We start from the raw sequence: 26,007 nt of genomic DNA, 5'->3' as shown, positions 1-26,007 counted from the left end.
CTCCTGCTCGTAGGGGCGTGCTCGTCACCCGCGCATCGGAACGGTGACGCGGCACCGGCCGGTTCGCCCGAGCAGACGACCAACGCGCCCACCACCGGGACGCCCGCGTCGCCCACGTCGTCTGCGTCGCCCACCTCGTCGTCGCCGTCCGCACGGCCGTCGACGGGCGCCACCACCCCTGCTCGGCTCGTCCTGGGCCCGAACGGCATCGGCTCGCTGAAGCTCGGAATGACCCGTCAGCAGGCCACCGCGACAGGAATGGTGCGCCCGTTCGACACCACGAGCCGCTGCGGTGTGTCGTTCCTGCGCGCCGCCCCGCCCGAAGAAGGGACCGTCACCCTCTCGCCGACCCTGGGGGTCGCCGCCATCAGCGTGTGGCCCGGCATCAGGACGCCCGAGGGTCTGCGCATCGGCACGTCGAGCGCCGAGATGCTTCGGATCTACCCGGCCTACGAGGCCGCCGAAGACGCGGAGGCGACCAACGCTCGCGGCTACACGAAGGTGCCCGGCAATGGCAATGCCTTGTACCGCATCCAAACGAGCAACGGCAAGGTCACCGCGCTGACCCTGCAGCTCAGGCGTCAGGACTGCTACGAATAGGCGGACCCGACCCGGCCGGCCTGCGGCACCAGCGAGCTGGAGATCCGCAGGCCGGCCAGGATCTCGTCGGTCACGTCGACGTCACCGACCTGCTTGATCTGCACGTAGACGCCGAAGCTGCGCTGCGGCACGGCGATTACCACCTCGCTGAAGGAGACCGAGGCACCACACGATGTCCACCGCCGTACCCGCGCCGGGTTGCCGCCCACGTCCACGGTCCGCTCGGGCTGTGGGACGCACGAGGTGTGGCTGGGTAACGCGGGCACCGGGCCGCCGCCAGCCAGGGCCTTACTCACACCGACGAAGACACCGGGGATTGCACTTGCCGGGTCCGGCCAGACAGCAAGGTCCGGGGCGACCACGAGACCCGGTGCGTGGCCGGCGGGAAGTCGCAGCGCCGACGGGTCCCAGCCGGCGTCCTTCAGCTGGCCGGCCCAGCTCGGCGGGACCGCGACCGAAAGAGCACGAGACACGTCGTGTACGCGTACCCAGCCCGACCGTGCCGGCAGCGTGGAGCTGGACCCCGTCGTCGCCAGTACCGCGGCCAGCGCGACCCCTACGCCGACGACCCGGCCCAGTCCTCGCACGAACCGGCCACGGTTCGTGCCCCGATCCATGGAGGCGATGACGCCGTGCAGCTCCTCGAGCAGAGACGTCGTGGACGCCCAGCGTTGCCGCGGGTCGTGATGCAGCGCCCGTCGCACGATGTCGTCCACCGCGGACGGGATGCCCGGCCGCACCTGGGACGGCCGGGGCAACGACCGCCCGCCCCTGCCCGCATGACCGGGCTGGTGCGGCGGGCTGCCGGTCAGCATGTGGTACAGGGTCGCGCCAATCGCGTACACGTCAGCGCGGATGTCCAGGCCGCCACCGGGCGTTGCCTGCTCCGGCGGCATGTAGCCGGGTGTGCCGGCGGCGATGGTGAAGCCCGACGCGTTCGCGAGCGCCTTGGCCAAGCCGAGGTCGGCGACGAGCACCCGATCCCGATCGGCGGCCGGCTGGAACAGCACGTTGGACGGCTTGAGGTCCCGGTGCACTACACCGGCCCCGTGCAGCACCGCGACCGCACTGACAATGTCGGCCGCGACGAGCAGAGCTTCACGTACCGGCATCGGCCCCGAGACGAGCCGATCCGCGAGGGTGCCGCCAGCGGCGTACGGCATCACCAGGTACGGCCGCCCGTCGGGCAACTCACCGACGTCGAGCACACGCACGAGCAGGCTGGAATCAGTTCGCCGCATGATCCGCGCCTCCTGCTCGAAGCGCTCCCGCAGATCGGTGTGGTACGACCAGTTGTCTGCCAGCACCTTGATCGCGACGGACGCGTCCAGAGCATCGTCGGCGCCGAGCCACACCGTGGCGAACGCTCCCGAGCCGATACGCCGCAGAACGCGATATCGGCCGATCCTGTCGGGGACTGACACGCCCGTATTATCAACGACAAGACGCTGAGGAACGGGGCCTGAGCATGTCTGACGATATCGACACCGAGGAGCTCGCCGGCCGTGCCGCCACCGGCGACGCGGCAGCTCTCGACGCGTTACTGACCAGGATCGGCCCGCAGGTCATGCGGCAATGTCTGCGCGTCCTCCCGTGCCGGCAGGACGCCGAGGAGGCGTGCCAGGACGCCCTCCTGCAGGTCGCCCGCAACATCGGCGGCTTCGCGGGCCGGTCGAAGTTCTCCACCTGGTTGTACGTCGTCACGGCCAACTGCGCTCGACAGACGTACCGGAGCCTCAAGCGCCGAGCCGACGAGCAGCCGACGCCGCTCCTTCCGCTCGACGCCGCCGACCCGCGCACCACCAGCGTGATCGCGGGCTCCCGGCTCGACCTGCTCGACGCGTTGGAACGGCTGGAAGCTCACCGACCCGAGCTGGTCGCGCCGTTGGTGCTGCGGGACCTGTGCCAGTTGACCTACGACGAGATCGCGGACCACCTCGCCATCCCGGTCGGCACCCTGAAATCCCGCATCCACGACGCGCGCCGACACGTACGCGCCTCGCTCCAGGCCGCCGCCTGACACCAGCAGAGCGGGCCACCTTGACCGCGCCGTTCAGGGTGAAACCGCCGAGGCGGTACCAATCGACCCCTCGGGCTAGAGGCAGATCCAGCAGTAGATGCGGTCCCCGTGCGCGCGTGCGCGACCGGCCAGCCCAACGAACTCCCGCAGGAGCGACAGCATGACGTCCGGCTGCATGTCGTCGTAGTGGGACAACTCCTCGATCCGTGACCACCGGTCGGCGAGCCCCGGCATCCGGTCGTCCGGGATGTCGGCAAGCACATCCCGGGCACGCTCGCTCAGTGCGACCACCCAGGGCCCCTCGTACTCAAGGTCCTCACGGACGCCGTCCGGCCAGATGAGGCGGTCCCCGATCAGGTCGGTGGCCCACGGCACATCGAGAGCGAATGAGACCACCTTGCCGAGGGTCACCGTCGGATCGATCCCCTTGGCATCCACCGCGTCCACGATCGGCGAATCGCCCGCTCGCACCAGCGGGCCGCCGTCCGTAGCGGCCATCAGCTTCGCGACCGCCTCCTCGTCCGACGCGCGGAAGTAGTCGTACAAGACACCCACGGAATCCCCCGATCGACTGCCCAGCCCCACGATCCAGGGCGACCGAGGGAACCTACGACCTCGGTGCGACAACTCGGAGCACAGCGCTGATGACCGAGCCATCGACGCCTCGTCGTGGTTGCCCAACAGACGGTCAGTCGATACGGTCTGCCCCGATGCGATCGATAAGTGGACAACGCGTTCTTGCCGTCATCCTGTTGCTGCTCGCGTTCCTGACGTTGGCCGCCTCGCGCGCCTTCCCGTTCCTGGATGATCTTTCCGGGGCCGCGAAGTCTGGGGTCGTGGTCGTGGGCGCGGGACCCGATGCGGATGCCTAATGACCCACACCTGCGCGTTGATTTAGTCCGCTTTCTCCGAAGCCGTTTTCTCTGCTCCGCCCTCGAATTCTTCGGTATCGCAAGCCATGGTCATCAAACGTTCCTTGACTCCCTTATCGACTTCTCCATTCGACCGGTTCACATCCCCCTGCTGATCGATCTTGTACTGCAAGATGGCGGCCGTATCGGCTGGCGCCGGCCCGACCGGCCCGAGACACGGCACCGCCAGGACGGTTGCCACGACAGGGGCTTGGCGGTTTGGGAGCAGATGTTTTCTCGTGATTGATGGATCCCACTGACTACTGAACCCTCCGGCCTGATCAGTAGGACCCGAACCAACCCAACGAATGTCGCTCCCTGCCCGAAGCGCCTCGGACGGAATCGCTAGGGCCATACCAATCCACACGGCGTGGTCTGCTCGCGCCGTAAACTTCATCTTCCCGCCTTCCGCGGTGGCCGATTCGACCGTTAACCTTCCGGGCATGGGGCGCCCAGCACGACAGACCTCAGGCCCGAGGTACTTAAGATCCCTGTTGGCACTCTGGGGCTTAACGTAGGCCGCCGTCGTAAATCGCTGATCAGCCGGCTCCCCAGCAAGTCCGCGAGCGATCCATCTACCTGGCAGGCCACTGTGTTGTGACACCAGCAGCCAACGCGTCTCTACCCATGGTTCCACCAAGGGGTCCTTGACGGGATCACCGATGCAGTATCCGGCGAAGCCGACCATGCAGTTACTCTCGAATCGGTCGGTCTGGGAGTAAGAAAGCCCAGGACCACTACGGGTAGCGTTCCCGATTGGCCCCGTGGTGACCCCAAGGTATGAAACATTGTGTGTCTGAGCTTTTCGGCACGGCGGCACTGCCAAGTTAGCGGGTGACGCTGGTGCGGCCAGGTTCAGCAGTGATGTCAGCAGCACTGGGACACCGACAACTGCGGTAGCGGTCGTCAGCAGATCATTGAACGGGGCAGTGTCACCTTTATTCTGCTTGTCCGGTGCCCGCTGATCCCTCCGGTACTTCGTATACCCGAGCACAATAACGAAGACTGCACCGATCGCCAGATCGACAAAGAACACACGATCAGAGCCGAACAGCCAGCCCTGTCGCACAAGCAGGACCCGAAGCGCACCTAGCGAGAGCGCCCAAATTAGCGCAGGCACCAGGAGCAGCGGCTTCGTTGCAGGCGCACCGGCCGTATTTGGCCGTGGGCGTGCCCGGGGGATACGAATTCCCGCAAGTCGAGTCATCCCAGCATGATGGCAACATGAACACGAGAACCGCCATCAACCTTTAGTCTTCTCACTCTTCAAACTCAGCCCGTTACCTAAACCCGTCTCGGTCGTTAAGAATTACTTCATCCCGCTCTTGTTAACAAGCAAGACGACGCCCGTTATTAACACTCAGCTCCTTGCTCCGCGCAGCCGGCGGCCGCTCCAGGCTGTCGCACACGGCAAACCACGCGGGAGCAACGGGTGCGGACGGATCGAGCTCGAACCGCAACTCCCGCAGTACACCGCGATGGGCCGAGGATCTTCGTCGCCCGTCAGCGAACCGTGGTGACATCGAACCGAAGCGGGCTAAGCTGTTAGCTAACCTAGGAGGTCTCGTCATGTCGGCTGAAGCCATGCACTACAACATGCACGACGCCAAGACTCACCTGTCACGCATCATCGAACGGGTGGAACGCGGCGAGGAGATCATTATCGACCGCGCGGGCACTCCGGTGGCGAAGGTCGTGCCGTTGGTGCGGCGAGTCAACCGAAACGCAGTCGGCTCCCTCGCCGGGCAACTGAATCTGTCGGGCGATTGGGACTCGCGTGAGACCAACACCGAGATTGCTGCCGACTTCGGCATCGGCGCATGAATCTGTTGCTGGACACGCACGTCGCGTTATGGGCCATCACCGGGGACCAGACCCTCGGCGTCGAGTTTCTCGACCGACTCCGCCATGATCCGGACATCTACCTCTCCCCAGTCAGCTTGTGGGAGATCACCATCAAACAGAGCGCCGGGAAGCTCGCCGGACCGCCCGACCTCGCGGAGCGGATACGGGACATGGGTTTCCGTGAACTGCCTGTGACTCACATCCACGCCATCGCGGCGGGCCGCCTGCCACCCCATCACCGCGATCCCTTCGACCGCATGCTGGTGGCCCAAGCGATCAGCGAAGGATTGACTCTGGCCTCCCGCGATGGGTCGATAGCGCTGTACGACGTGGACGTCCTCAAGATCTGACCGCCCGCACGTCCGGCGGTTCACCCACGAAGCTCTGACTGTCCGGCCGCTATTCGGGAAGAGAGGACGCGGCGCGCCGAGGCCGCGGTGGACGAGGGGCGAGCCCTCGTCCGGCGGCACCCGGCCCAACCGCCACCGGCGTCGTCGTTAGCCGGTGTACTTGCCGTTGCGGGTGTCCCCCGACGTGCCGTCGTAGACCACCTTGCGGTAGCGGTGCACCGAACCCTTCTTGACCGCCTGCCAGTGCTAGGACGCCACCCCGTAGTCGTGGTGCTTGTAGTAGTCACCGAACGACTTGTAGTAGATGCGGTGCCGGGCGAACCCGCCGCAGTTGGCGAGGTAGCTGTAGGAGTACATCTTCATTCCGCCGTAGCTGGACGAGTAGTAGGTCTTCGCCGGGTGCCACACGCTGGCCCGGTTCGGGTAGCCGGGTAGCTCGGCCCAGTTGTACGAATTCCAGTACAGGTCCCAGCAGGTCATCACCGCCGCCGTGGACATTCCGGGCGACGTCGGTACGGCGAGGTCGTCGGCGACGACCAGGGACGCGGCGATGGTCCGATAGGCCAGTTCCGGCGGGGTCGGCGTGCCGGCCGGTGGTTCCGACAGCAGCACCCGCGGCACCGGCACCGACCTGGGCGTGATGGCCAGGTACGTCGCCAGGATGCCCTGCTTGTCGTCGTACGCCAGGGGCGCGTTGCGGCACATGTCCCCGTCCTGACGACTGCCGGCCGGCAGGGCGAGGGCCGCAAAGGCCTATCGACGGTACGTGGACGCGATGGCTTCCATCGGAGTACCGGCTCAGGCGCGAGGCGAACTAAGCGGCGGCCAGCCGTGCTACCGATACTCCCCGGAGTTAGCTTGCGCTGGTCCAATGCGCGATCGGCCGTAGGCTGACCCGTACCTGTCGATGCTCTCGGTTGTGACACGGAGGAGTGCGCAGTGACCACACGTGGCGGCACGGTGATCGCCGACCAGACCATCACCGCCGACGGGTACTCGGCCGGGCTCAACCAAACCGAGGAACGCCCGTTCGGCGACGACGGCGGTGACGGCTGGGGCCGCGGACTGCATGCCTGGATGTTCGGCGCTGCTGAGGAGAATCGGGCCGAGGTCGAACAGATCAATGCCGCCTCGGCGGTCATCATGGGGCGCAACATGTTCGGCCCCGTGCGGGGCGAGTGGGATCGGCTGTGGAACGGCTGGTGGGGTGACGATCCACCGTTCCACACGCCAGTGTTCGTGCTCACCCACCACGCGCGCGAGTCACAGCCGATGGGAGGCGGCACCACGTTCCACTTCGTCACCGACGGAATCGAGTCGGCACTCGCACAGGCTCGCGCGGCGGCCGGCGACGGCGACATCTTGATCCACGGAGGTGCGACCACCATCAACCAGTATCTCGCCGCCGGCCTGGTGGATGAGCTGCGGCTGCACATCGTGCCACTCACTCTTGGCGTCGGCGTGCGGCTGTTCGAGGGCGTCCCTCCGCTGAAACTCGAACAGGTGACGTCGCGCGCCGCGAGTTCAGTCCTGCATGTGACCTACCGCGTGCTGCCCTGATCTGTCGCCCCCTCCCAGTAACCTGCGGCGGGCTGACTGGAAGCTGTCGGAGGGTGTGTTGTCGGTTATCGCGTCAATGACCGTGGTCTCCAGGGACAGCGTCACCGAGCTGGCCCGCCGGGCCCGCACATCGCCATCGTCGCTTCACCCGTACCTGGCCGAGCACGGGGGCAAGCCGCAGCGGGAGTACGACTGGTCCGGGTACTGCATGCTGTGCGTCCTGACCTACCTGGAGGAGCGCGGCGTCGACCTCGAGCAGTCGGAATACGGTGCCGAGTCGGAGGCCACCATCGCCTACAGTGCTGGGCTGTGGATTTCGCTGATTGTCTGGAGCGGGTGCTCGAACTTCGGACCCTCGACCTCGCAACGCAACCGCCACCTGGTCCGGACAGCGCTGCCTCACGGGTGGTGGGATACGACTTTCTGGTCCTGTACCTGAGCGCCACCGAAGAGTTCGACGACGATGCGCGCGCCCTTGAGGTTCTTACGCGCTTCGAGCAGCGCTGCGCCGCTGTCGAAGAGGCGTTGAGCCGGCTGTGGGGACCAGCCGAGAGCCTCGACCTATGGCCGTACATGGAGCGGATGGCGCGGGGGGACTCTGTGCCGGAACTTCCCAGCTTCCTTCTCGGCTGCCTGTCGGAGGTGGCTGCGTGGCGCTTCGACGATCGAAGCATCTGCGTCGGCGCAGGCGTGTGGGACACCCACGGCCCGGTGGTTCTGGTGGCCGCAGCGGGTGAGCTGTAGCGGATGCTGGACATGTCTCTGCCGGCCGGGCTCGAAGCTCAACATGCCGGCGATGGGGCCTTCGCGGCGCGGACGTCGACCGCAGCGGCCGGCGAGGGCTGGTGGCGGTGGTGGCTCCGGACCGCCGACATTCTCGGATGCACACACCCGAGTCCGAAGGTGCGCTGCGCTGGCTAGCCAAACAGGGTGTAACGCCGCTCGGTGAGGGACGCTGGCAGGAGTCCACCCCGTCGGGTCACCTTGAGCAATCCGCTAACGATCTCGCCCACGAGGGGAACGCCGTGGCTCTGGGAGACGACGGGCTGACCCCGATGCAACGGCTACGCACGGGCCTTGGCCCACTCGATCTACTCGACGAATACTGGACAGCTTTCGAGCTACGCCTCTTCATCGCTGAGCAGGCGGACCCGGTGGTCACTGATGCCTTCTGGGCCGGCTACCGACGGCGCCTCGAAGCCACAGAGCCGGCCAAGCAGGTGCTGCACTCGTTGTGGGTCGACTGGTTCGAGGACCTCGAGACCCCGGCCAGCGGGCCGCCGGTGTCCGCATCGGCCATCACCGCGTACGCGAGGAGACCACTCGGACCAGGCGCGTGGCCCGCTATCCGCGGGTGCGGCACGGATGGCGGTACGGTCGCAGCGAATCATCGACGGCGGCGGGGAGGTGACGATGGCCGAACCGGCTCGGGCGCTCGCATTGGCGACGTTGGCCGACTTGTGGGACCGGGGGTGCCCGGTCGCCTCGCCCGACGACCGCGAGCACCTCGTCGACGTCGGGCTTCGCCGTTGGCGCAGCTTCCAGCGGCGGCATCCTCGGGTCCGTCAGCCATCGCACGAGGCCAGGATCCGCGACCTGGTGCGTGGGTTGGTCGAGGCGAACGAAGCCGCACCTCGCTTGGTCGGCCCGCTGGTCAAGGACTACGAGTGCGTTGCGGAGGCGATAGCCGCAGCCGCCGCGTCATAACCGTGGCAGCCTTGAACCGCCCTGACCTTTTGGTCGACTCGACCGATCCTCCGTGCACTGACCTTCGAGCCGACACTGCGCGATGGTTGAGCCCAAGCGGTCCGCGAGGGTGGCTGATAGCCTGCTCAGCCCGCTGGCAATGAACGACGCAGCGGATCAGACGGACTGGAGGTGCGGTCGGATGAGGTCGAGGCTCCGCAAGCTGCACGTCGACGGTCGCGAGTTCACCTGGAAAGCCGACCTCCGCGACACGTCCGGGGTGGATGGTCGTCTTTATCGCTGCATCCGGGTCCGGGTCTGGGGTGCGGGAAAGAACGGCCGCGCCCTGCAGGCCGACCTGACCGAGTGGCCCTACCCGGCGCACTGGGAGGAGAAGTACCCGTACCCGACGGCCGAGAATGTCCGTGAACTTGCCCGGTACGCCATCAGCATTGGCTGGGCGCCTGAAGCGGTCGGCGGAACCTTCAGGATCACTGCTGCCGCCGACGTCGCGTTGCCCGGTTTTGCCGTCACTGATCTTCTGTCAGCCACCGAGGAGCCGCACCAGCTCTGACGGCGTACGCGTACCTGCTCGAAGACGACCTGGACCAGGGTCGCTTCCGCTGTCATGCCGAGCGAGGTGCGGTCAGCGTTGGGTTTCCCAGACCGGCGTCTGGGGTTCGTCGTTGTGCACGATGATGTTCGCGTGATGGGTCGGGCGGGCTGTCGCGAAGTAGAACTGTTGGGAAGGGATGTAACGCTCACGCCAGCGCCGTTCGACTTCGGCCCGAGTTGACACCCGGCGCTCTCGAATCACGGCACGTTCCACGGTCTTCTCAAGTGCCGTCGACACGAAGATGCGCAGTTCCCAGCGATCAATCAGTTCGGGGCGCATGAGGAAGACGCCGTCGAAGACCAGCACGGCGTCGGCGGGGGCAGTCGTGACCGCCGGGGACAGCACAGTATCCGTGGCGCGGTCGTAGACCGCGTGCTGGAAGCGTCGATCTCCGTCCGGGCCGAGTGGGTTGAGCAGTACCCGGGTCAGCGCGTCGTAGTCGTGGGTGTCGTAGTAGCAGCCTTCGGCCGAGTACTCGCCACGCGGATAGCGCTGCGCCCGAGGAAAGAGAAAATCGTCGATCGACGCGCGGATGACGTCGCGGCCCTGTCCGCGCAAAACGACGGCCAGCTCGTCGGCGAGGGTGGTCTTGCCGGCCGCGGGCGGTCCGTCGATGGCAACGCGCGTCGGGTGTACGGCCGTGACGGACCCGACTGCCTCAGCCAGGTGGCCGAGCAGCTCGCCGCGGGTGCCTTGAACCATGCCCTGCCCCGTCCTGATCTCGCGAAAGGTCGCCGTGTCCGGCCGACCTTATGCGCGCCAACTCTTACGCGCCTGCCCCAGCCAGCGAGATTGCCGCGTGTGGAAGGGGCTGCGGTCGAGCCGAGCTGCTTCGCGTCAGGGAGTCGTCGGCAGTGCTCCAGGGGTGAGGGGCCGTTCGGACGTCCCGACAATCCGTCGGGCTTCAAGGCGGATCTGCTCGTCGACGTCCTGCTGGGTCAGCCTCACCACGGCTTCCTGCCCGGCTTGACTGCCTCTTGGACCAAGGCTCCACAGGGCGGCGGCTTCCTGCATCGAGGAGCAGCCGCCGTCAGGACGGCGCGAGCAGTCGGATTTCGCAGCGGACACCGCTAGCCTTGGCGAGCCGACCATCACCGGTCACAAGCGGACAGGCCAGCAACTCTGCCGCCGCGACATACGCTGCGTCGTACGCCGTGACATTGCCCCGCAACTGCCACATTCGGTCGAGCAGCACCGAGACGCCAACCTCGTCGATGACCAGTGAAGGCAGAGTGTCGATCGCCTCTTGAGCGCGGGCAAGGCCGAGCTTCCCACCCAGGACCTTGCCTCGAATCACCGACATGACCTCGACCAGAAGATGTCCTGGCGCTGCCCAGTGCGGATCTGCGGTCAGTTCGGCCCGCGCCGCGTCGCCGACCGGCCCGTCATCGACCAGAGCATCAGCCAAGGCCGAAGCGTCCACGACAATCATGCGGCACTGCCCCATGGCCCCCGCTGCTCCCGCTGGTCAGTCAACTCGGCGGCGCTCTCCCCTGGCAGGGCGCGAGCGCCATCAGACCGGCCCGCGAAGCGGTCAAGGGTGGCTGTGTTGTGCAGACGTCGAGCCTGCGTCTCCACCAGTTCCAGCAAGTACGCCTGGAGCGACTGCCCACGCGCCTTGGCTTGGGCAGCCAGGGCGTCTCGTACTTCCTCCGGCACGTCTCGAATCTGGAGAGCAACCATGCATTCATTATGCATGCAATATCGCCTCGCTGCCGAGGAAAAGCCCGACCCCCTGACTGCACCACTTCTCGCACCGCAGGTCCTTCGGGACCGAGTCAGGATGTTCGGCGAGCATGCCTTGAGGTGCAGGCAGCAGGCGGGAGTGTCGGTCAGCAGCGTTGCGGACACAAAAACCGCCCGTCACATCGACGAGCGGGTCGTGTGCCTCTAGATGGAACCGCGAACGTTCACGGCGCACCACTGGCCCACCACTCGACCTCGAGCGCACTGTCCTCGGACACGATCGCGCGCAATGCCACATTCGACCAGCATGAACATGCAGGCCAGGCGTTAAGTGGGGCGGGCGGGGCTCGAACCCGCGACCGAGGGATTATGAGTCCCCTGCTCTAACCGGCTGAGCTACCGCCCCGAACACCGAGCCGGATCTTATCCCGCCCGGTGGATCACCGGCCAGCACCGATCCGGCCCCACCTCATCGCCGCCGCCGTCGCCATACCAGCACGATGGGCAACGCGAGAATAACAGCGAGCAGCCAGAGCACCGCGACGACGCCCCACAGCCACTCGTCGCCCGGCTCGGTCTCGGTGGTGAACATGGCAAGGGTCAGCAGCAGGTTGAAACCGCCCACCAGCAGGGTGGCCACCCCGCTGAGGGCCATCACCGGCACCTCCCACCAGGAGCGGTCGGCGGACTGGCCGGGTTGCCGTTCGGCGGCCTGCGGCTGTGGGATCGACTCCGGTGTGCGAGCCGGCATGGCGATCTGCCGGTCGGCCGGCACCTGGGCGTCGATGACGGGGAGCGCCGCCGGGTGCAGGTTGAAGAGGGTGGGTTCGATGTGCAGCGCGATGGCGTCCGAGCCGATCAGTTGCCGCGCGCCGTCCGGCCAGACCAGCATGGCGGAGCAGTCGGCGTACCGGACGGTGAGCGGGCTGTCGGCGCGCAGGAGGCTCACCCCGTCCACGCCGATCCGCAGCCCGCCGTTGCCTCCCCTGGAGGCGTAGGTGGTGCCCTGCACGACATCGGCGGAGTGGGTGGGCGCCGCGACGAAGCCGGCCCAGTCGGCGGTGAGGCCGCCGGGCACCATCAAGAGCGCCGAGGCCATCACCTCTCCGGCGACCTCGTGCAGGTCGGCGAGGTCGACGGCTTTCAGCTCGGCCCGGTGCTCGTCGATGCTGAGGTTGGGCTCGCCGGTCAGCACGTTGAGCGCGTACGACGGCAGCCGCGCCGCGTCCACCTCGGCGATGCCGAGGAAGTCTTCCCGCTTGGCGATGGTGGCGTCCAGGTCCGCCTGCTCGATCCGCCCGACCCGCATCTTGGCGAGTACGTCGATGAAGCCGCCGAGGACCGCGTCCTGCTTCTCCGGCAACGCGTCGGCGAGCGCCCGCAGCGTGGCGTACCCGTCGCCGCGCGGGTCGTACCCCGTGGTGGTGGTGTAGGAGAGGCCCGCGTCCTGGCGCAGCGAGCGGTACAGCTCACGCTCCAGCACGGCGGCGAAGACGCCGGCGGCGGTGCGGCGCCGCACCACCGAGTCGAGCACCACGGCCCGGGAGCCGCTGACGAAGTACGCGGGCGTCCGCGGCAGTGCCGACGAGGCCACCGGCACGGCCTGGCGGGTCCCGGCGGGCAGCGGCAGCCGCAGCCCGGCGGGCACGCGGTCACCGGCGATCCAGAGCACCGCGTTCTCCCGGGTGAACCACCGGGCCGACCACGCGCGCAGGTCGTCGGCGGTGAGCGCGTTCAACCCCCACTCCGGGTAGCTGGTCAGCCCGTAGTCCCGCGCGCCGTGTCGCCACAGTGGGATGTCGTCGACCGCGGCGGCGCCTCGGCTGCTCCACTCGGTCCGGAGAATGTCCTTCTCGATGTCCAACCTCGCCACCGGCAACTCCCGCAGGTGTCCGCAGACGGCGGTGAGGAAGGCGGCGATGTCCGTCTCGGAGCCGGTGGTGTGGAACGTGGTGAACGCCTGGGCGGTCGCGCCGTTGACGTGGTAGTCGGCCAGGCCGAGCGGCGCCAGCGCGAGGTGTTCGAGCAGGTGGGTGATGCCGGCGCGGCCGAGCGTCTCGTCGGCGGTGCCGACCCGGAAGGTCAGCCCGGCGCGCATCGGCCCGCCGGTGGGGGCGAGCAGCGTGGGCACCCCGTCCACGTCCAGGTGCTGAATCACGACCGGCCACCCTTCGCGTACGCCAGGTTGCGGTACTTCGTGAAGCCTTCGGCTCCGTCGACGTAGTCCCAGGGATAGTCGGTGCCGAGGTTGCCGAGCACGGTGAACTGGCTGGCGGCGGGCCCCCATTGACCGGTCAGGCTGAACATCAGCGCGAACACCGAGCGGATCCAGACCCAGTCGTCTCGGTCGACGTAGGCGGGGTGCAGCACCGACCGCAGCCCGGCCTGCATGATCTCCGCGATCACCGGCGCGCTGTGCACGTACGCGATTCGCTCCCGGTCGGTGTCGAAGTCCAGCCAGCGTTCCAGGTGCGCCTCGGCGAGCACGACCGCGTTCGGCGCGCCCTCGGGCGCGGCCTGGCCGCATTCCCGGGCGAAGGCGAAGGCGCGGTCCCAGTCGCCGCTCCACTTCGGGCAGAGCTTCTGCAGCAGACTCGACTGCGCGGGGGCGTGGTGCGGATGGTGCTGGGCGAGTCGGTCGTAGCGGCGGCGTGCTTCGGCCTGCCCCAGCTCCAGACCTCGGGCGATGGTGATCCGTTGGGTCCAGGCGGCCGAGTCGGCCGGGTGCCGGGCGGTGACGTCGATGAGCACCTGCTCGGCGCGCCGCAGGTGGTCGTGGAACTGGTCGAACTGCTCCCGGCTGACGTGCTGGGCCCGGTAGCTGCTGCGGATCCGCCATCCGGTGCGGATGAGGCTGTTGCCGAGCAGCGCGCCGGCGAGGGCGTCGGTGGGGTCGTGGTCGTACACCCGCCGGAGGAACGGCTCGGTCCCTGACCGCTCGCCGGCCATTCCCACGAGCATCGCCCGGTGGCCGTGGTCGCGGTTGGCGAACACCGCCTGCACGGCGGGCCAGTCGGCGGCGACGAGGGCCTTGTGCAGGTCGTTGACCTCGGGGTAGGCGGCACCGGGGTCGAAGGTGGGAGCCGGAAGAGGGGCGGGCATGGCGGGGATCATAGATGATCAACTACGGCTGCGGCGTCCGCATTCGAGGCCGGGGTCAGCCCTTCCGTAGCTCCGCCAGCACCTCTCCGGCGGCCCGCCAGCCGCTGGCCAACGCGCCCTGGATCGATGGGCTGTCCCGGTGGTCACCGGCCACGAACAGGCTTTCGCCCAGCGCCACCGGCTTGCGCAGTCGCCCCTGCGGTGGTGGCGCGGCGGGCAGCGCGTCCGGGACCGCCACGGTGGTGAGGTGGGTCCAGTCGGCGGTGGACCGGCCGTACAGCCGGGCGATCTCGGCCCGAACGGTTGGCTCGGGTGGGGCCGTGGGGCCGACCACCGAGGTGGCCACCAGGTGCCGCCCGGACGGCGCGTACGTGGGGGCGGCGTTGCTGAGCACCACCGTGTTGGCGAGGATCTCCCGCCGGTCGCCGTCGACGAGCAGGATCGGCTCGCTCAGCGGGGGCTCGGGCGCGCTGTGGTAGTAGGTGGTGTAGCTGTGCATTCGTACCGTCGCCAGGGCTGGCAGCAGCGCGGCCGCGGCGGGCGGGTCGACGGCGACCACGACGGCGCGGCAGCCGATGTCGCCGGCCTGGGTGCGGACCCGGTGGGGGGCGACCTCGGCGACCGGAGTGTCCAGCTCGATCAGGTCGGCCGGCAGTGGATCGGCGATGGCCAGGGGCAGCGCGGCCATTCCCCCGGCGGGCAGGCCGATCCGCCCCCGGGCGAAGGACCGCAGCACCATCGCCAGCACGTGGCTGGAGGTGGCGAGCTCGCGGTCGATGAGCACGCCGGACAGGAACGGCCGCAGCAGCTCCTCGATGATCGCGTCGGAGAGGCCGGCCCGCCGCAGCGCCACCTCGGAGCTGGTCTCCGGCGCGGTGAGCAGCCGGGACGTGGGGAGAGTGGCGCAGCCGGTGGCGAGCGCCGCGAAGCGCAGTCGGTCGAGCAGGGAGCCGACCCCGGCCAGGGCGGTCCGTGGCCCGCCGGCCGGTTCGCGCAGCGGGTTGACCAGCCGCAGCAACGTGTCGCCCTTGCGCACCAGCACTCCGGAGGTGAAGTAGCCGAGGCCGAGGCGGTCGGTGTCCACCAGCGTGCCGAGCCGGGGGTAGGCGGTGTTGAGCACCTGGAAGCCGCGGTCGAGCAGGTAGCCGTCGACGACGTCGGTGGCGATCCGGCCGCCGAGTCGGCCGCCGGCCTCCAGCAACCGCCACGGCACGCCGGCGCGGTGCAGCCGGCGGGCGGCGGCGAGGCCGGCCAGGCCGCCGCCGACGATGACCACGTCGGTTTCAGCGAGCATCGCGCGCCTCCCGCTCACCGTTCGCCCGGGACAGCCGGCCCGGCCACCAGATCTTAGGCCCGATGTCGTACGCGAGCGCGGGCACGAGCAGCGACCGGACGATGATGGTGTCGACGAGTACCCCGACCGCGACCGCGGTGCCCAGCTCAACGAGGGCGACCAGCGGCAGGACGGCCAGCGCGGAGAAGGTCGCGGCGAGCACGATGCCGGCGGAGGTGATCACCCCACCGGTGACCGCGAGGCCGCCCAGCACGCCGGCCCGGGTGCCGCGCTTGGCCGACTCCTCCCGCACCCGGCTCATCAGGAAGATGTTGTAGTCGATGCCGAGCGCGACCAGGAAGACGAACGCGAACAGCGGGAACGACGAGTCCACGCCCGGAAAGCCGAAGACGTGGCGGAACAGCAGCGCGCAGAGACCGAGCGTGGCCGCGAAGCTGAGCAGCACGGTGGCGATGAGCAGCAACGGGGCGAGGATCGCGCGCAGCAGCAGGGCCAGGATGACCGCGATGACCGCCAGCACCACCGGGATGATGATGTTCTGGTCGCGCTTCGCGGCGTCCGAGGTGTCCACGTTGATCGCGGTGAAGCCGCCGACCACGGCGTCCGCGTCGGGCACCTGGTGGACGGCCACCCGCAGCTCGCGGATGGTCCGCTCGGCGCCGTCGCTGTCCGGCGGGTCGGCCAGCGTCGCCTCCAGTTGGACCCGCCCGTCGATCACCTTCGGGGTGGCGTCCCCCGTCGGCGGGCCGCCCTGCTGACCCGCGCTGAGCGGGCGGACGGCGGCGACACCGGGTACGCCCTGCGCCACCTCGGTCACCTGCCGGGCGGTCTGCTCGGTGACGAAGATGCTGGCCGGGCTGCCGGTGCCCGCCGGGTAGTGCCGGGCGATCACCTCCTGGCCGTCGACCGAGTCGGTGGGCTTGGTGAACAGGTCGGACTGGCCGAGGGTGGTGGCGCCGAGCTGGGTGAGCCCGATTGTGAGGACGGCCAGCACGACCGCGGTGCTCAGCCAGATCGGTCGGGCGTGCCGGGCCACGAAGCCGGCGATCCTGGCCCAGATGCCGTGCTCGGTCTGCGGGTCGGCCTGGTCCGCTCGGGGCCGTCGGGGCCAGAACGCCCACCGGCCGCCGAGCACCAGCAGCGCGGGGAGGAAGGTGAGCATCACCAGCAGAGTCGCGGCGATGCCGATGGCGGCGACCGGGCCGAGCGCCCGGTTGGAGTTGAGGCTGGACAGCAGCAGGCAGAGCAGGCTGACGATGACCGTCCCGCCGGAGGCGATGATGGCCGGCGCGGCGCCCTTCCACGCCGTACGCATGGCGCCCCAGGGCCGGTCGTGTCGGTGCAGCTCCTCCCGGTAGCGGGCGATCAGCAGCAGCGCGTAGTCGGTGCCGGCGCCGAAGACCAGCACGGTGAGGATGCCCTGGGCCTGCCCGTTGAGTTTCACGACGCCGGCGTCGGCGAGCAGGTAGACGAAGACCGAGGCCAGCGCGTACGACATCCCGGCCGCCAGCAGCGGAAAGATCCAGAGCACCGGGCTGCGGTAGACGATCAGCAGGATGATCAGCACCACGACCAGGGTGACCAGCAGCAGGGGTCCCTCGATGGCGGAGAACACCTCGATCAGGTCGGCGAGCAGGCCGGCCGGTCCGGCGACGTCCACGCTGAGCCCGTCCCGGTCGCCGCCGGCGATGTCGCGCAGTTGTGTGACGACATCGCCGATCTTTTCCCCCTCGGCGTCGTCCACCGGCACGACGACCTGCAGCGCCTGACCGTCGTCGCTGGGGATCGGTGGAGGCAGCGGGGTGACCACGCCGGGCACCTGGGCGAAGCGTGCGGCGTCGGCGCTGACCCGTTGCCGGTCCGCGTCGGTGATGCCGGAGGTCCGCTCGTAGACGACCAGCGCCGGGGTGGTCGGCCGGTCGACGAACTCGGCGGCGAGGTCCTGGGCCCGGGTCGCTTCGGCGTCGGTGGGGAGGAAGGCGGCGTTGTCGTTGGTGGCGACCTCACCGAGACGACCGGAGTACGGCCCTGCGACGCCGCCGATCACCAGCCAGGCCAGCACGACCGCGACCGCGACCAACGTGGCCCTGCCGCGTCGTCCGGACATGCGCTCATCCTGCCCGGCCCGCCCGGCGCAGAGGGGCGAAACCTCCAACCGGGTGGTTGGGGGTCGGAACACGACGACGCCCGCCGGCGTACTGCCGACGGGCGTTGGGTGGAGGAGCTCCCCCGATTGGACTCGAACCAATAACCTGCCGGTTAACAGCCGGCTGCTCTGCCAATTGAGCTACAGGGGATCGTGCACCGCTCGGCTCCGGATCTCTCCTGCGCCGTGCGACGGGACAACAGTACAGGACATCCGGGGGTGTTGGTCCAGTGGGTTCCGTGTCCGGATCAGCGCCGGGACGCAGCGAGAATTCGGGCAATTCGTCATCCCGGCACAAGCAGGTATGAGCGGAGAGCAGGATGGGTAGTTAGGTGCGGACAGAGGACGCAGGCGCGATTTGGTCGCCACCGGCGGGGCAACCCGCCAGGGGCGACGGCGCGTCAGGTACGGAAGGAGCCGCCATGCGCGGAAAGATCATGTTTCTTGGCGGGCTGGCTGCGGGATTCGTCCTGGGCGCCCGTGCCGGCCGGGAGAAGTACGAAGAGCTCGTGGTCCGGGGTCGCAAGGTGCTCGATCACCCGACCGTCCAGGAGGCGGCCGGGGTCGCGCAGGCCCAGGCCAACAAGCTCTACAGCGAGGGCAAGGACAAGCTCGGCCAGTCGAAGCTGGGCGAGAAGCTGGGCACCGGCAACGGCAGCACCAGCAAGCAGCAGCTGACCGCCGCTGACGACGCGTACGCCGGCACGCCGGCCACCGTGGGCGCCAAGGCGGGCACCAGCACGACCGGCACGACCTCCGGGTCGCCGTCGGCCAGCACCACCCCCCGCACCAAGCCGTCCGGCTCGGGCACCAACGGCAGCACGCTCTGATCAACCGTACGTTCGACGGGCCGGTCGCCACTGGGCGACCGGCCCGTCGACTGTCCGGGTGCGGTCAGTCCTTGCTGCTGAACGCCGCGTCGAAGGCGGCGGTCGGAGCATCGAAGGCGAGCCGGCGGACGAACTGCAACGCCTCGGGGGCACCGACGAGCCGGTCCATCCCGGCGTCCTCCCACTCGATGGAGATCGGCCCGTCGTAGCCGATCGCGTTCAACGCCCGGAAGCAGTCCTCCCAGGGCACGTCGCCGTGGCCCGTGGAGACGAAGTCCCAGCCGCGGCGCAGATCCGCCCAGGGCAGGTGGGAGGCGAGCCGGCCACGCCGGCCGTCACCGGTGCGCACCTTGGCGTCCTTGCAGTCGACGTGGTAGATGCGGTCGGCGAAGTCGAAGATGAAGTTCACCGGGTCCAGCTCCTGCCAGACGAAGTGCGACGGGTCCCAGTTCAGGCCGAACGCCGGCCGGTTGCCGATCGCCTCCAACGTCCGCTTCGTCGTCCAGTAGTCGTACGCGATCTCGCTGGGGTGCACCTCGTGCGCGAAGCGCACGCCCACCTCGTCGAAGACGTCGAGGATCGGGTTCCACCGGTCGGCGAAGTCCTGGTAGCCGCGCTCCAGCATCGCCGGCGGCACCGGCGGGAACATCGCCAGCGTGTGCCAGATCGACGAGCCGGTGAAGCCGACGACCGTCTTCACCCCGAGCTTCGCCGCCGCCCGCGCGGTGTCCTTGATCTCCTCGGCGGCCCGCTGACGGACCCCCTCGGGCTCCCCGTCGCCCCAGATCCGGCCGGGCAGGATGTCCTGGTGCCGCTCGTCGATCGGGTGGTCACAGACCGCCTGGCCGACCAGGTGGTTGGAGATCGTGAAGACCTCGAGGTTGTGCTTCGCGAGGGTCTCCCGCTTGCGCTCGACGTACGAGTCGTCGGCGAGCGCCTTGTCGACCTCGAAGTGGTCGCCCCAGCAGGCGATCTCCAGGCCGTCGTAGCCCCACTCGGAGGCGAGCCGGCAGACCTCCTCGAACGGCAGATCCGCCCACTGGCCGGTGAAGAGCGTGATGGGTCGCGCCATTTGTCCTTCTCCCCTGTTGTGATGGGGATTCCGTGTGCGGACCGGGGCGAGGGTGACCGGTCGGGCCGGTACGCGGCGGCGAAACGTCAACCGGTGGGTGCGGAACGCACCTGCGCCCGACGGGTTGCGCCTCCCACCGGGTCACCGGCCACCGTCACGGTCGCCGCCCCCACCCTATTTCCGCCGCCCCCGTGGCGGAAGCCCACCGCACCGGGTTGTTCGGCCGACGCCCTCATTCGGCCACGTCCTCGGGCGCGGGCAGGAGGGCACGGACGGTGAAACCGCCCTCGGCGCGGGGGCCGGCGGAGAAGGTGCCGCCCAGTTTCTCGGCTCTCCTGCGGACCTGGATCAGGCCGCGCCCCGCGCCCGGGGTGCCCGCGCCACCTGGGGGCGCGGCCGGTCCGACACCCGAGGGCGGTGCCGTCCCGGGAGGGCCCCCCGCGTCGCGTACCTCGATGGTGATGCCCTTGGCGTCGTAGCGCAGCCGGACCGCGACCGCCGCGCCCGGAGCGTGCTGGTGCGCGTTGGTCAGGGCCACTTCGATGATCCGGTACGCCACCACGTCGACCACGCTGGGCAGCGGCCGAGGCTGCCCGGCCAGGCTCCAGCGCACCGGCTGGCCAGCGGCGAAGCCCTCCACCAGCGCGTCGAGCCGGTTGAGGCTGGGCGCCGGGCCGGTCTCGGCGGGCTCCTCCTCGGCCCGACGCAGCCCACCGCGCAGCAGATCCCCCTGCGCCCGCACGACCTGGCGCCACCGCGCGAAACGCCCCATGCCGGTCAAGGTACGGCAGTCGGCTGTGAGCCGGCTCGCCGTGTCCATCGGGGCCGTGCCCGTCGGGCGCGTCGACGCCCGCCACGCCCCGCCGATCTTGCGTTTTCGGTCGGGACTAGTGCCGCAATAGCGACATCTGCGCGACACAAAGCGCAAGATCGCCGAGCAGGGGCCGGGACACCGGGCGGAGACGACACCACCCCGCCGGCGGGGCACTCCCGGCGGGGTGGGTCACGTGCCGTTGTCAGGTCACCGATGGGGGGCCTTGTCCAACCGCCCCGCTGGGCTCAACCGATCAGGGCAGCGTCCACTTCTGGTTGGCCGCACCGTTGCAGGTCCAGAGGTGCACGATGGTGCTGTCCGCCGAGTTGTTCCCGGAGACGTCGAGGCACTTGCTCGACGCCGCGTTGCGCAGGCTGCCGTCGGACTGGGCCGCCCAGTTCTGCGCCCCGGTGCCGTTGCAGGTCCAGAGCTGGATCTTGGTGCCGTCGGCGGTGCCGCTGCCGGAGACGTCCAGGCACTTGCCGAGCGCCTTGATCGTCGAATTCGGCGTCACGGTCCAGGTCTGCGCCCCACTGCCGTTGCAGGTGTAGATCTGGATCTGGGTGCCGTCGGCGGTGCCACTGGACCGTACGTCCAGGCACTTTCCGCCCAGGCCCTTGATCGCGCCGACCCCGGGAGTGCCGCCGCTGCCCTTGACCAGCGTGAAGTCATCCACGTCGAAGAGCCCGCTGCCGCTACCGGAGAAGGTGAGGTAGAGGTTCTGGGTGCCGGACGGGACGTTCGACAGGTTGGTGCTGACGTTGGCGTAGGTGTCCCAACTGCCGGTGTTCGGCACCGCGACCGTGCCGAGCACCGGGCCGGTGGCCGAGCCGGTACGCACCTGGACGGTGCCGCCCGGGCCACCCGAGACGACCCGGGAGGTGAACGAGGTGACGCCGGTCAGGTTCACACCGTTGTACGCCGCCCAGTCGCCTGGATCGATGTTTCCGAGGGTCTGGCCACCGTTGGCGCCCGCCTTGGTGAACGGGCTGGCCCCGTTGACCGAGCTGAAGGACTCGGCCTGGAGGGTGGTGTTCCCCGTCGGCGGGTTGCTGCCCAACTCCTTGATCCGGATGTTGCGGAAGTAGGCGTCGTCGCCGGTGCCGTGGTTCTGGATGCCGATGTGGCCGGCCAGCGAACGTACCGGGTTGGTGTTGGTGAAGTCGTTGATCTTCACCCCGTTGAGGAAGAGCTGTAGCCGCTCACCCTCGACCAGCAGCTCGTACGTGTTCCACTCCCCCGGCGCGTTGAGCGCCGCGTCGCGGGCCGCGATGTCGGCGGACTTGAAGGTGTAGACCGCGCCGGTGGTGCGGTCCACCGCGTCGGTGGCGTCGATCTGGATCTCGTAGCCGTTGTCCACCGCCGACCACGGGTCGCTCGACGGTGGGAAGCCGATGAAGATGCCGGAGTTGTCGTCACCGGCCAGCTTCCAGTCCAGCTTCAACGAGTAGTTGGTGAACTGCTTGGCGCTGTACCAGAACAGCCCCATACCGCCCGTGGTGGTGAGGGTGGCGTCGGAGTTGGTCAGGCTGCCCGGGCCGGCCTGCGACCAGCCGGTCGTCGAGCCGTTGTAGAGCGGGGTGTAGCCGGTCTCGGGCCGGCAGTCGGCCTTGCTCCGACCGGCCGCGTACCGGATGCCACCGAGCAGGTGGGTCCGGAACGCCGGCTCGGCGTACGACGCCTGGGTGTGCCCGCCGCCGGTGTAGAACGACCGGCCGCCGCTGACGCTCTTGCACCAGGTGTGCGGGTGGTCGGCGCCCATCCCGCCACCGGAGTACGACGACTCGTCCAGGGTGGCCAGCACCTTGGCGGTGGACCGGGCGTTGGTCCGGTAGTTGTACCACTCGTCGGTGCGGGTCCAGGTCTGCGGCAGGTGCCCGGTGGCCGCGTGCCCTCGGTCCTCCACCTTGACGTTGGCCTGCTGGATGGCCGGGTGCGAGGCGAACCACGCGCCGACCAGGTTGCCGTAGAACGGCCAGTCGTACTCGGTGTCGGACGCGGCGTGCACGCCGACGTAGCCGCGGCCCGAGCCGATGTACGACTCGAAGGCGGTCTGCTGGCTGGCGTTGAGCACGTCACCGGTGGTGTTGAGGAAGACCACCGCCTCGTACTGGGCGAGGTTGGAGGTGGTGAACGCGGCGGCGTCCTCGGTGGCGGTGACGGTGAAGTTGTTGGCCGCGCCCAGGTCGCGGATGGCCTGGGTGCCGACCGCGATCGAGTCGTGCCGGAAGCCGGCGGTCTTGGAGAAGACCAACACGTCGTAGGGGGCGTCGGCCGCGCTGGCCGGGCTGGCCGGGGCCGTGCAGGCGAGGACGGCGAGGGCAGCGGTGGCCGCGCCGAGGACGGGTCGCAGGAGTCTGCGCATATCGCTCTCCTAATAACGGTGAGGAGGGGCCCCTCGAACAACAGCGGGCGTTGACGAGGGGCCCGTCCTGTCAGCTCAGGGCAGGATCCACTGTTGGTTCGCGGCGGCGGTGCAGGTCCACAGGTGGACCACGGTGCTGTCGGCGGAGTTGTTTCCGGAGACGTCCAGGCACTTGCTGGACGCCGCGTTGCGGAGCGTGCCGTCGGCCTGCGCGGCCCAGTTCTGTGCCCCGGTCCCGTTGCAGGTCCAGAGCTGGATCTTGGTGCCGTCGGCCGAACCGCCACCCGAGACATCCAGGCACTTACCCAACGCCTTGACGGTCGAGTTCGGTGTGACCGTCCACGTCTGCGCCGCACTGCCGTTGCAGGTGTAGATCTGGATCTGCGTGCCGTCAGCGGTGCCCCCGGACCGTACGTCCAGGCACTTGCCACCCAGGCCCTTGATCGGCCCGGCCCCGCCGGTGGGCGGCGTGCCGGTGGTGAAGGTGAACGCGTCCAGGTCGTAGAGCGCACCCGTCCCCGAGCCCGCGAAGGTCAGGTAGAGCGTGGTGGTGCCGGCCGGCGGGTTGGTGATCGCCCCCGTCACGTTGGTGAACGTCTCCCAGCCGCCGGTGACCGGGACCGTCGCGGAGCCGAGCACCGTGCCGGTGGCCGAGCCGGCCCGGACCTGGAGGGTGCCACCGGCACCCGCCGAGGAGACCCGGGCGCTGAACGACGTGACGTTGTTCAACCGGTACGGCTGGAACGAGATCCAGTCGCCGTTGTTGATGTCACCGACGGTCTTGCCGCCCTCGGCGGGGGTCTTGCTGAACACGTTGATGCCGGACGAGGCGCCGAAGAACTCGGCCTGCCGGTGCCGCGGCGGCAGCGTGTGCTGGGTGTGCGTGGTCAGGCCGCCGTTGTCGGTGTACTCCGCGTCGAAGATGGCGAAGATGTTCGCGGCGTCGTCGTGCTCACCGTCGACCGGGATGGTGATGGAGCCGGAGCAGCCGGTCTTCGAGGTGATCTGGTGACCGTGCTGGTCGTGGCCGAGCACGTAGGTCATCTTGACCCTGGCGCAGTCGATCGTGCCGTCCTCCGGGTCGGTCACCGTGATGCTGAACGGCACCGTGTCGCCGAAGCTGAACACCTGCCCGTTGCCGGGGCTGTTGATGGTCACCGTCGGCGCGGTGTTGCCGACGCTGATCGCCACGCTGGCACTGCCGGTGGCGCCCTGCGGGTCCCGTACGGTCAGCGTCGCCGTGTAGGTGCCGTTGGTGCTGTAGGTCTTCGACGGGTTGGCCGCCGTGGAGGTGGTGCCGTCACCGAAGGCCCACGAGTAGGTCAGCGCGCCACCCTCGGGGTCGGACGAGCCGGCCGAGGAGAACGCCACCGTGAGCGGCGCCGCTCCGGAGGTCTTGTTCGCGCTCGCCACGGCATTCGGTGCCCGGTTGCCGCCCGCGACGTAGTCGAAGCGGTAGAGCGCCGAGTTGGCGTCACCGTTGAAGTAGCCGGTGCCGTAGTCGAGCACGTAGTACGCGCCGTCCGGGCCGAAGGCCGAGTCCATCACCTGCTTGCCGACCCAGGGGAAGGTGTCGATGGTGCCCGGTGAGCCGTCGCTGTTGACGTGGATCGGCTTGATCCAGCCGCGGCCGAACTCGGTGGCGAAGAACTGCCCGTCGAAGGACTGCGGGAACTTCGTCGTCGAGGTCGACGAGGCGTTGTACCGGTAGACCGGGCCGCCCATCGGCGACTCGGAGCCGCCACCGAACTCGGCCGGGGTGCCGGCGTCGCCGGCGTACCGGATCCAGGCCGGTCGGGCCGGCGGCAGCGTGGTCAGACCGGTGTTGCGGAACGAGTTGTTGGTCGGTCCGCCGGTGCAGTTGTACTTCGCCCCGCCGGTGTTGGCGGCGAAGTCCCACTCGTTGTACGTCTCGGTGCTGGTGTTGGTGCCGGTGCAGTACGGCCAGCCGTAGTTGCCGGCCGAGGTGACCCGGTTGAACTCCACCTGACCGGACGGCCCGCGGGTGGCGCTGGTCGAACCGGCGTCCGGCCCGTAGTCACCGACGTAGACGGTGCCGGTGGCCTTGTCCACGCTCATCCGGAACGGGTTGCGGAAGCCCATCGCGTAGATCTCCGGCCGCGTCCTGGCCGTGCCCGGTGCGAACAGGTTGCCGGACGGGATCGCGTACGTCCCGTTCGTGTTCACCTTGATCCGCAGGATCTTGCCCCGCAGGTCGTTGGTGTTGCCGGCGCTGCGCTGCGCGTCGTAGCCCGGGTTGCGGTTGGTCCGCTCGTCGAGCGGAGAGTAGCCGGCCGAGTCGAACGGGTTGGTGTCGTCGCCGGTGGAGAGGTAGAGGTTGCCGGCGGAGTCGAAGTCGATGTCACCGCCAACGTGGCAGCAGAGCCCACGGTCGGCCGGCACGTCGAGCACGTCGACCTTGCTGGCCTGGTTGACCGTGAAGTCGGCGTTCAGGGTGAACCGGGAGAGCCGGTTGACGCCCTGCCAGGCCGAGAAGTCGGTGCCGGTGGCCGGCGCGTCACCGCCGGGGGTGGAGAGCGGCGGGGCGTAGTAGAGGAAGATCTGCCGGTTGCTGGCGAAGTTCGGGTCGACACCGACGCCCTGCAACCCCTCCTCGTCGTGGTTGTAGACCGCCAGGGTGCCGATCACGGAGGTGGTGCCGTTGGCGTCGGTGCGCCGCAGCTGCCCGTTGCGGGCGGTGTGCAGGACCGAGCGGTCCGGCAGCACGGCCAGCGACATCGGCTCACCCATGTCGGCCACGCCGCGGGCCAGCTCGACCTGCTGGAAGTCGGTGGCGTTGATCGGGTGCGCCTGGGCGGGGGTCAGGCTGCTGAGCGCGACCGTGCCGGTCGTGGCCAGCAGCAGCGCCGCGCCGGCCGAGAACCATCGTCGGGACCGGTGGGTCGGTTTGCCCTTTGTGGACATAATGTGCTGTCCCTTCCTGACGAATGACTGCCAGGCCGGGCGCGCGCCGTCGCGCCGGATGCCGTAGCGGTGGTGGGGTCGATGGGTTACCGCGCCGCCGGTTCACCTCGACGAAACATTGTCGTGTTGGCCACGACACTAAATTGCGAGTGTCGATGTGTCTATACCTTCCGGCGAACCAACGT

At 69.0% G+C, this 26,007-nt stretch carries 24 protein-coding genes and 2 tRNA genes; 9 read left to right on the top strand and 17 right to left on the bottom strand.

The window, feature by feature from the left end; genetic code table 11:
• Window positions 1-228: 228 nt before the first annotated feature.
• Window positions 229-600 carry a hypothetical protein gene (locus V6V47_RS16950; protein ID WP_334629204.1) on the top strand — a complete coding sequence of 124 codons (372 nt, stop codon included), beginning with the start codon at window positions 229-231 and terminating at the stop codon, window positions 598-600.
• Here V6V47_RS16950 and V6V47_RS16945 read toward each other — a convergent pair.
• Complete coding sequence (locus V6V47_RS16945) at window positions 591-2,024, bottom strand: serine/threonine-protein kinase (RefSeq protein ID WP_334629203.1); 1,434 nt, start codon at window positions 2,022-2,024, stop codon at window positions 591-593. The two genes, V6V47_RS16950 and V6V47_RS16945, sit on opposite strands and share 10 nt — an antisense overlap.
• A 44-nt stretch (window positions 2,025-2,068) precedes the next feature.
• On the opposite strand from V6V47_RS16945, the gene V6V47_RS16940 reads away from it, so the two are divergent.
• Window positions 2,069-2,620, top strand: coding sequence for an RNA polymerase sigma factor (locus tag V6V47_RS16940; protein ID WP_334629202.1), 552 nt, complete (start codon window positions 2,069-2,071; stop codon window positions 2,618-2,620).
• A 75-nt stretch (window positions 2,621-2,695) separates the two neighbouring features.
• On the opposite strand, the gene V6V47_RS16935 is transcribed toward V6V47_RS16940, so the two are convergent.
• The gene (locus V6V47_RS16935) at window positions 2,696-3,175 is read right to left on the bottom strand and encodes a hypothetical protein (RefSeq protein ID WP_334629201.1); all 480 of its coding nucleotides are present in this window, start codon (window positions 3,173-3,175) and stop codon (window positions 2,696-2,698) included.
• 339 nt (window positions 3,176-3,514) lie between these two features.
• Entirely contained in the window at window positions 3,515-3,733 is a 219-nt protein-coding gene (locus V6V47_RS16930; protein ID WP_334629200.1) for a hypothetical protein, read from the bottom strand.
• A gap of 1,367 nt (window positions 3,734-5,100) precedes the next feature.
• Between V6V47_RS16930 and V6V47_RS16925 the strand changes: the two genes are divergently transcribed.
• Both V6V47_RS16925 and V6V47_RS16920 read left to right on the top strand, forming a co-directional pair.
• Entirely contained in the window at window positions 5,101-5,355 is a 255-nt protein-coding gene (locus V6V47_RS16925; protein WP_334629199.1) for a type II toxin-antitoxin system Phd/YefM family antitoxin, read from the top strand.
• Complete coding sequence (locus V6V47_RS16920; RefSeq protein WP_334629198.1) at window positions 5,352-5,726, top strand: type II toxin-antitoxin system VapC family toxin; 375 nt, start codon at window positions 5,352-5,354, stop codon at window positions 5,724-5,726. The genes V6V47_RS16925 and V6V47_RS16920 overlap by 4 nt, the downstream gene beginning before the upstream one ends.
• A 246-nt stretch (window positions 5,727-5,972) precedes the next feature.
• Here the strand turns inward: V6V47_RS16920 and V6V47_RS16915 are convergent, their stop codons facing one another.
• Entirely contained in the window at window positions 5,973-6,431 is a 459-nt protein-coding gene (locus tag V6V47_RS16915) for a hypothetical protein (protein ID WP_334629197.1), read from the bottom strand.
• 234 nt (window positions 6,432-6,665) lie between these two features.
• Here V6V47_RS16915 and V6V47_RS16910 point away from each other — a divergent pair, with 234 nt between their 5' ends.
• The 4 genes from V6V47_RS16910 (at window position 6,666) to V6V47_RS16895 (ending at window position 9,546) form a co-directional block, all read left to right on the top strand.
• A complete protein-coding gene (locus V6V47_RS16910) occupies window positions 6,666-7,286 on the top strand; it encodes a dihydrofolate reductase family protein (protein WP_334629196.1) in 621 nt (206 codons plus the stop codon).
• A 309-nt stretch (window positions 7,287-7,595) separates the two neighbouring features.
• Window positions 7,596-8,030, top strand: a complete 435-nt coding sequence (locus tag V6V47_RS16905; RefSeq protein ID WP_334629195.1) for a hypothetical protein — start codon at window positions 7,596-7,598, stop codon at window positions 8,028-8,030.
• A 621-nt stretch (window positions 8,031-8,651) separates the two neighbouring features.
• Window positions 8,652-8,993, top strand: a complete 342-nt coding sequence (locus tag V6V47_RS16900; RefSeq protein ID WP_334629194.1) for a hypothetical protein — start codon at window positions 8,652-8,654, stop codon at window positions 8,991-8,993.
• Between the two features lie 181 nt (window positions 8,994-9,174).
• Window positions 9,175-9,546, top strand: a complete 372-nt coding sequence (locus V6V47_RS16895) for an integrase (RefSeq protein ID WP_334629193.1) — start codon at window positions 9,175-9,177, stop codon at window positions 9,544-9,546.
• 72 nt (window positions 9,547-9,618) lie between these two features.
• Here V6V47_RS16895 and V6V47_RS16890 read toward each other — a convergent pair whose 3' ends face one another.
• The 9 genes from V6V47_RS16890 to V6V47_RS16850 all read right to left on the bottom strand — a co-directional run bounded on the left by V6V47_RS16890 (window position 9,619) and on the right by V6V47_RS16850 (window position 17,967).
• Window positions 9,619-10,290, bottom strand: coding sequence for a uridylate kinase (locus tag V6V47_RS16890; protein WP_334629192.1), 672 nt, complete (start codon window positions 10,288-10,290; stop codon window positions 9,619-9,621).
• Between the two features lie 328 nt (window positions 10,291-10,618).
• Window positions 10,619-11,035: a type II toxin-antitoxin system VapC family toxin gene (locus tag V6V47_RS16885; protein WP_334629191.1), complete on the bottom strand. Its 417-nt coding sequence runs from the start codon at window positions 11,033-11,035 to the stop codon at window positions 10,619-10,621.
• Window positions 11,017-11,271 carry a FitA-like ribbon-helix-helix domain-containing protein gene (locus V6V47_RS16880; RefSeq protein WP_334629190.1) on the bottom strand — a complete coding sequence of 85 codons (255 nt, stop codon included), beginning with the start codon at window positions 11,269-11,271 and terminating at the stop codon, window positions 11,017-11,019. Before V6V47_RS16880 ends, V6V47_RS16885 begins: the two co-directional genes overlap by 19 nt.
• 335 nt (window positions 11,272-11,606) lie before the next feature.
• Window positions 11,607-11,680: transfer RNA gene (locus V6V47_RS16875), tRNA-Ile, on the bottom strand.
• Between the two features lie 63 nt (window positions 11,681-11,743).
• Window positions 11,744-13,432: an insulinase family protein gene (locus V6V47_RS16870; protein WP_334629189.1), complete on the bottom strand. Its 1,689-nt coding sequence runs from the start codon at window positions 13,430-13,432 to the stop codon at window positions 11,744-11,746.
• Window positions 13,429-14,376 carry a hypothetical protein gene (locus V6V47_RS16865; protein ID WP_334629188.1) on the bottom strand — a complete coding sequence of 316 codons (948 nt, stop codon included), beginning with the start codon at window positions 14,374-14,376 and terminating at the stop codon, window positions 13,429-13,431. Before V6V47_RS16865 ends, V6V47_RS16870 begins: the two co-directional genes overlap by 4 nt.
• 55 nt (window positions 14,377-14,431) lie before the next feature.
• Window positions 14,432-15,670, bottom strand: a complete 1,239-nt coding sequence (locus V6V47_RS16860) for an FAD-dependent oxidoreductase (RefSeq protein WP_334629187.1) — start codon at window positions 15,668-15,670, stop codon at window positions 14,432-14,434.
• On the bottom strand, window positions 15,660-17,777 hold the full coding sequence (locus V6V47_RS16855; protein WP_334629186.1) for an MMPL family transporter: 2,118 nt from the start codon (window positions 17,775-17,777) through the stop codon (window positions 15,660-15,662). The genes V6V47_RS16860 and V6V47_RS16855 overlap by 11 nt, the downstream gene beginning before the upstream one ends.
• Window positions 17,778-17,894: 117 nt before the next feature.
• Window positions 17,895-17,967, bottom strand: a tRNA-Asn gene (locus V6V47_RS16850).
• A gap of 271 nt (window positions 17,968-18,238) precedes the next feature.
• On the opposite strand from V6V47_RS16850, the gene V6V47_RS16845 reads away from it, so the two are divergent.
• On the top strand, window positions 18,239-18,646 hold the full coding sequence (locus V6V47_RS16845; RefSeq protein ID WP_334629185.1) for a hypothetical protein: 408 nt from the start codon (window positions 18,239-18,241) through the stop codon (window positions 18,644-18,646).
• A 64-nt stretch (window positions 18,647-18,710) separates the two neighbouring features.
• Here V6V47_RS16845 and V6V47_RS16840 read toward each other — a convergent pair whose 3' ends face one another.
• The 4 genes from V6V47_RS16840 to V6V47_RS16825 all read right to left on the bottom strand — a co-directional run bounded on the left by V6V47_RS16840 (window position 18,711) and on the right by V6V47_RS16825 (window position 25,822).
• Window positions 18,711-19,718 (bottom strand): sugar phosphate isomerase/epimerase family protein, encoded by a 1,008-nt coding sequence (locus V6V47_RS16840; RefSeq protein WP_334629184.1) that lies wholly within the window; start codon window positions 19,716-19,718, stop codon window positions 18,711-18,713.
• A 232-nt stretch (window positions 19,719-19,950) separates the two neighbouring features.
• Window positions 19,951-20,490, bottom strand: coding sequence for a sensor histidine kinase (locus V6V47_RS16835; protein WP_334629183.1), 540 nt, complete (start codon window positions 20,488-20,490; stop codon window positions 19,951-19,953).
• Between the two features lie 295 nt (window positions 20,491-20,785).
• Window positions 20,786-22,897, bottom strand: coding sequence for a ThuA domain-containing protein (locus V6V47_RS16830; RefSeq protein WP_334629182.1), 2,112 nt, complete (start codon window positions 22,895-22,897; stop codon window positions 20,786-20,788).
• 75 nt (window positions 22,898-22,972) lie between these two features.
• Window positions 22,973-25,822 (bottom strand): PQQ-dependent sugar dehydrogenase, encoded by a 2,850-nt coding sequence (locus V6V47_RS16825; protein ID WP_334629181.1) that lies wholly within the window; start codon window positions 25,820-25,822, stop codon window positions 22,973-22,975.
• Window positions 25,823-26,007: the final 185 nt, after the last annotated feature.

This window comes from Micromonospora sp. CPCC 205539 (genome assembly GCF_036906815.1).
Taxonomy (GTDB): domain Bacteria; phylum Actinomycetota; class Actinomycetes; order Mycobacteriales; family Micromonosporaceae; genus Micromonospora.
The sequence above is the reverse complement of the archived record's forward strand: the minus strand, read 5'-3'. Positions and strand labels throughout refer to the sequence as shown.

Coding starts and splice junctions, on each gene's coding strand:
- V6V47_RS16920 (WP_334629198.1), top strand. CDS start 5,352: ATGAATCTGTTGCTGGACACGCACGTCGCGTTATGGGCCATCACCGGG.
- V6V47_RS16860 (WP_334629187.1), bottom strand. CDS start 15,670: ATGCTCGCTGAAACCGACGTGGTCATCGTCGGCGGCGGCCTGGCCGGC.
- V6V47_RS16845 (WP_334629185.1), top strand. CDS start 18,239: ATGCGCGGAAAGATCATGTTTCTTGGCGGGCTGGCTGCGGGATTCGTC.
- V6V47_RS16865 (WP_334629188.1), bottom strand. CDS start 14,376: ATGCCCGCCCCTCTTCCGGCTCCCACCTTCGACCCCGGTGCCGCCTAC.
- V6V47_RS16915 (WP_334629197.1), bottom strand. CDS start 6,431: ATGTGCCGCAACGCGCCCCTGGCGTACGACGACAAGCAGGGCATCCTG.
- V6V47_RS16890 (WP_334629192.1), bottom strand. CDS start 10,290: ATGGTTCAAGGCACCCGCGGCGAGCTGCTCGGCCACCTGGCTGAGGCA.
- V6V47_RS16900 (WP_334629194.1), top strand. CDS start 8,652: ATGGCGGTACGGTCGCAGCGAATCATCGACGGCGGCGGGGAGGTGACG.
- V6V47_RS16940 (WP_334629202.1), top strand. CDS start 2,069: ATGTCTGACGATATCGACACCGAGGAGCTCGCCGGCCGTGCCGCCACC.
- V6V47_RS16835 (WP_334629183.1), bottom strand. CDS start 20,490: ATGGGGCGTTTCGCGCGGTGGCGCCAGGTCGTGCGGGCGCAGGGGGAT.
- V6V47_RS16840 (WP_334629184.1), bottom strand. CDS start 19,718: ATGGCGCGACCCATCACGCTCTTCACCGGCCAGTGGGCGGATCTGCCG.
- V6V47_RS16950 (WP_334629204.1), top strand. CDS start 229: ATGACCCGTCAGCAGGCCACCGCGACAGGAATGGTGCGCCCGTTCGAC.
- V6V47_RS16895 (WP_334629193.1), top strand. CDS start 9,175: ATGAGGTCGAGGCTCCGCAAGCTGCACGTCGACGGTCGCGAGTTCACC.
- V6V47_RS16825 (WP_334629181.1), bottom strand. CDS start 25,822: ATGTCCACAAAGGGCAAACCGACCCACCGGTCCCGACGATGGTTCTCG.
- V6V47_RS16855 (WP_334629186.1), bottom strand. CDS start 17,777: ATGTCCGGACGACGCGGCAGGGCCACGTTGGTCGCGGTCGCGGTCGTG.
- V6V47_RS16925 (WP_334629199.1), top strand. CDS start 5,101: ATGTCGGCTGAAGCCATGCACTACAACATGCACGACGCCAAGACTCAC.
- V6V47_RS16830 (WP_334629182.1), bottom strand. CDS start 22,897: ATGCGCAGACTCCTGCGACCCGTCCTCGGCGCGGCCACCGCTGCCCTC.
- V6V47_RS16885 (WP_334629191.1), bottom strand. CDS start 11,035: ATGGGGCAGTGCCGCATGATTGTCGTGGACGCTTCGGCCTTGGCTGAT.
- V6V47_RS16880 (WP_334629190.1), bottom strand. CDS start 11,271: ATGGTTGCTCTCCAGATTCGAGACGTGCCGGAGGAAGTACGAGACGCC.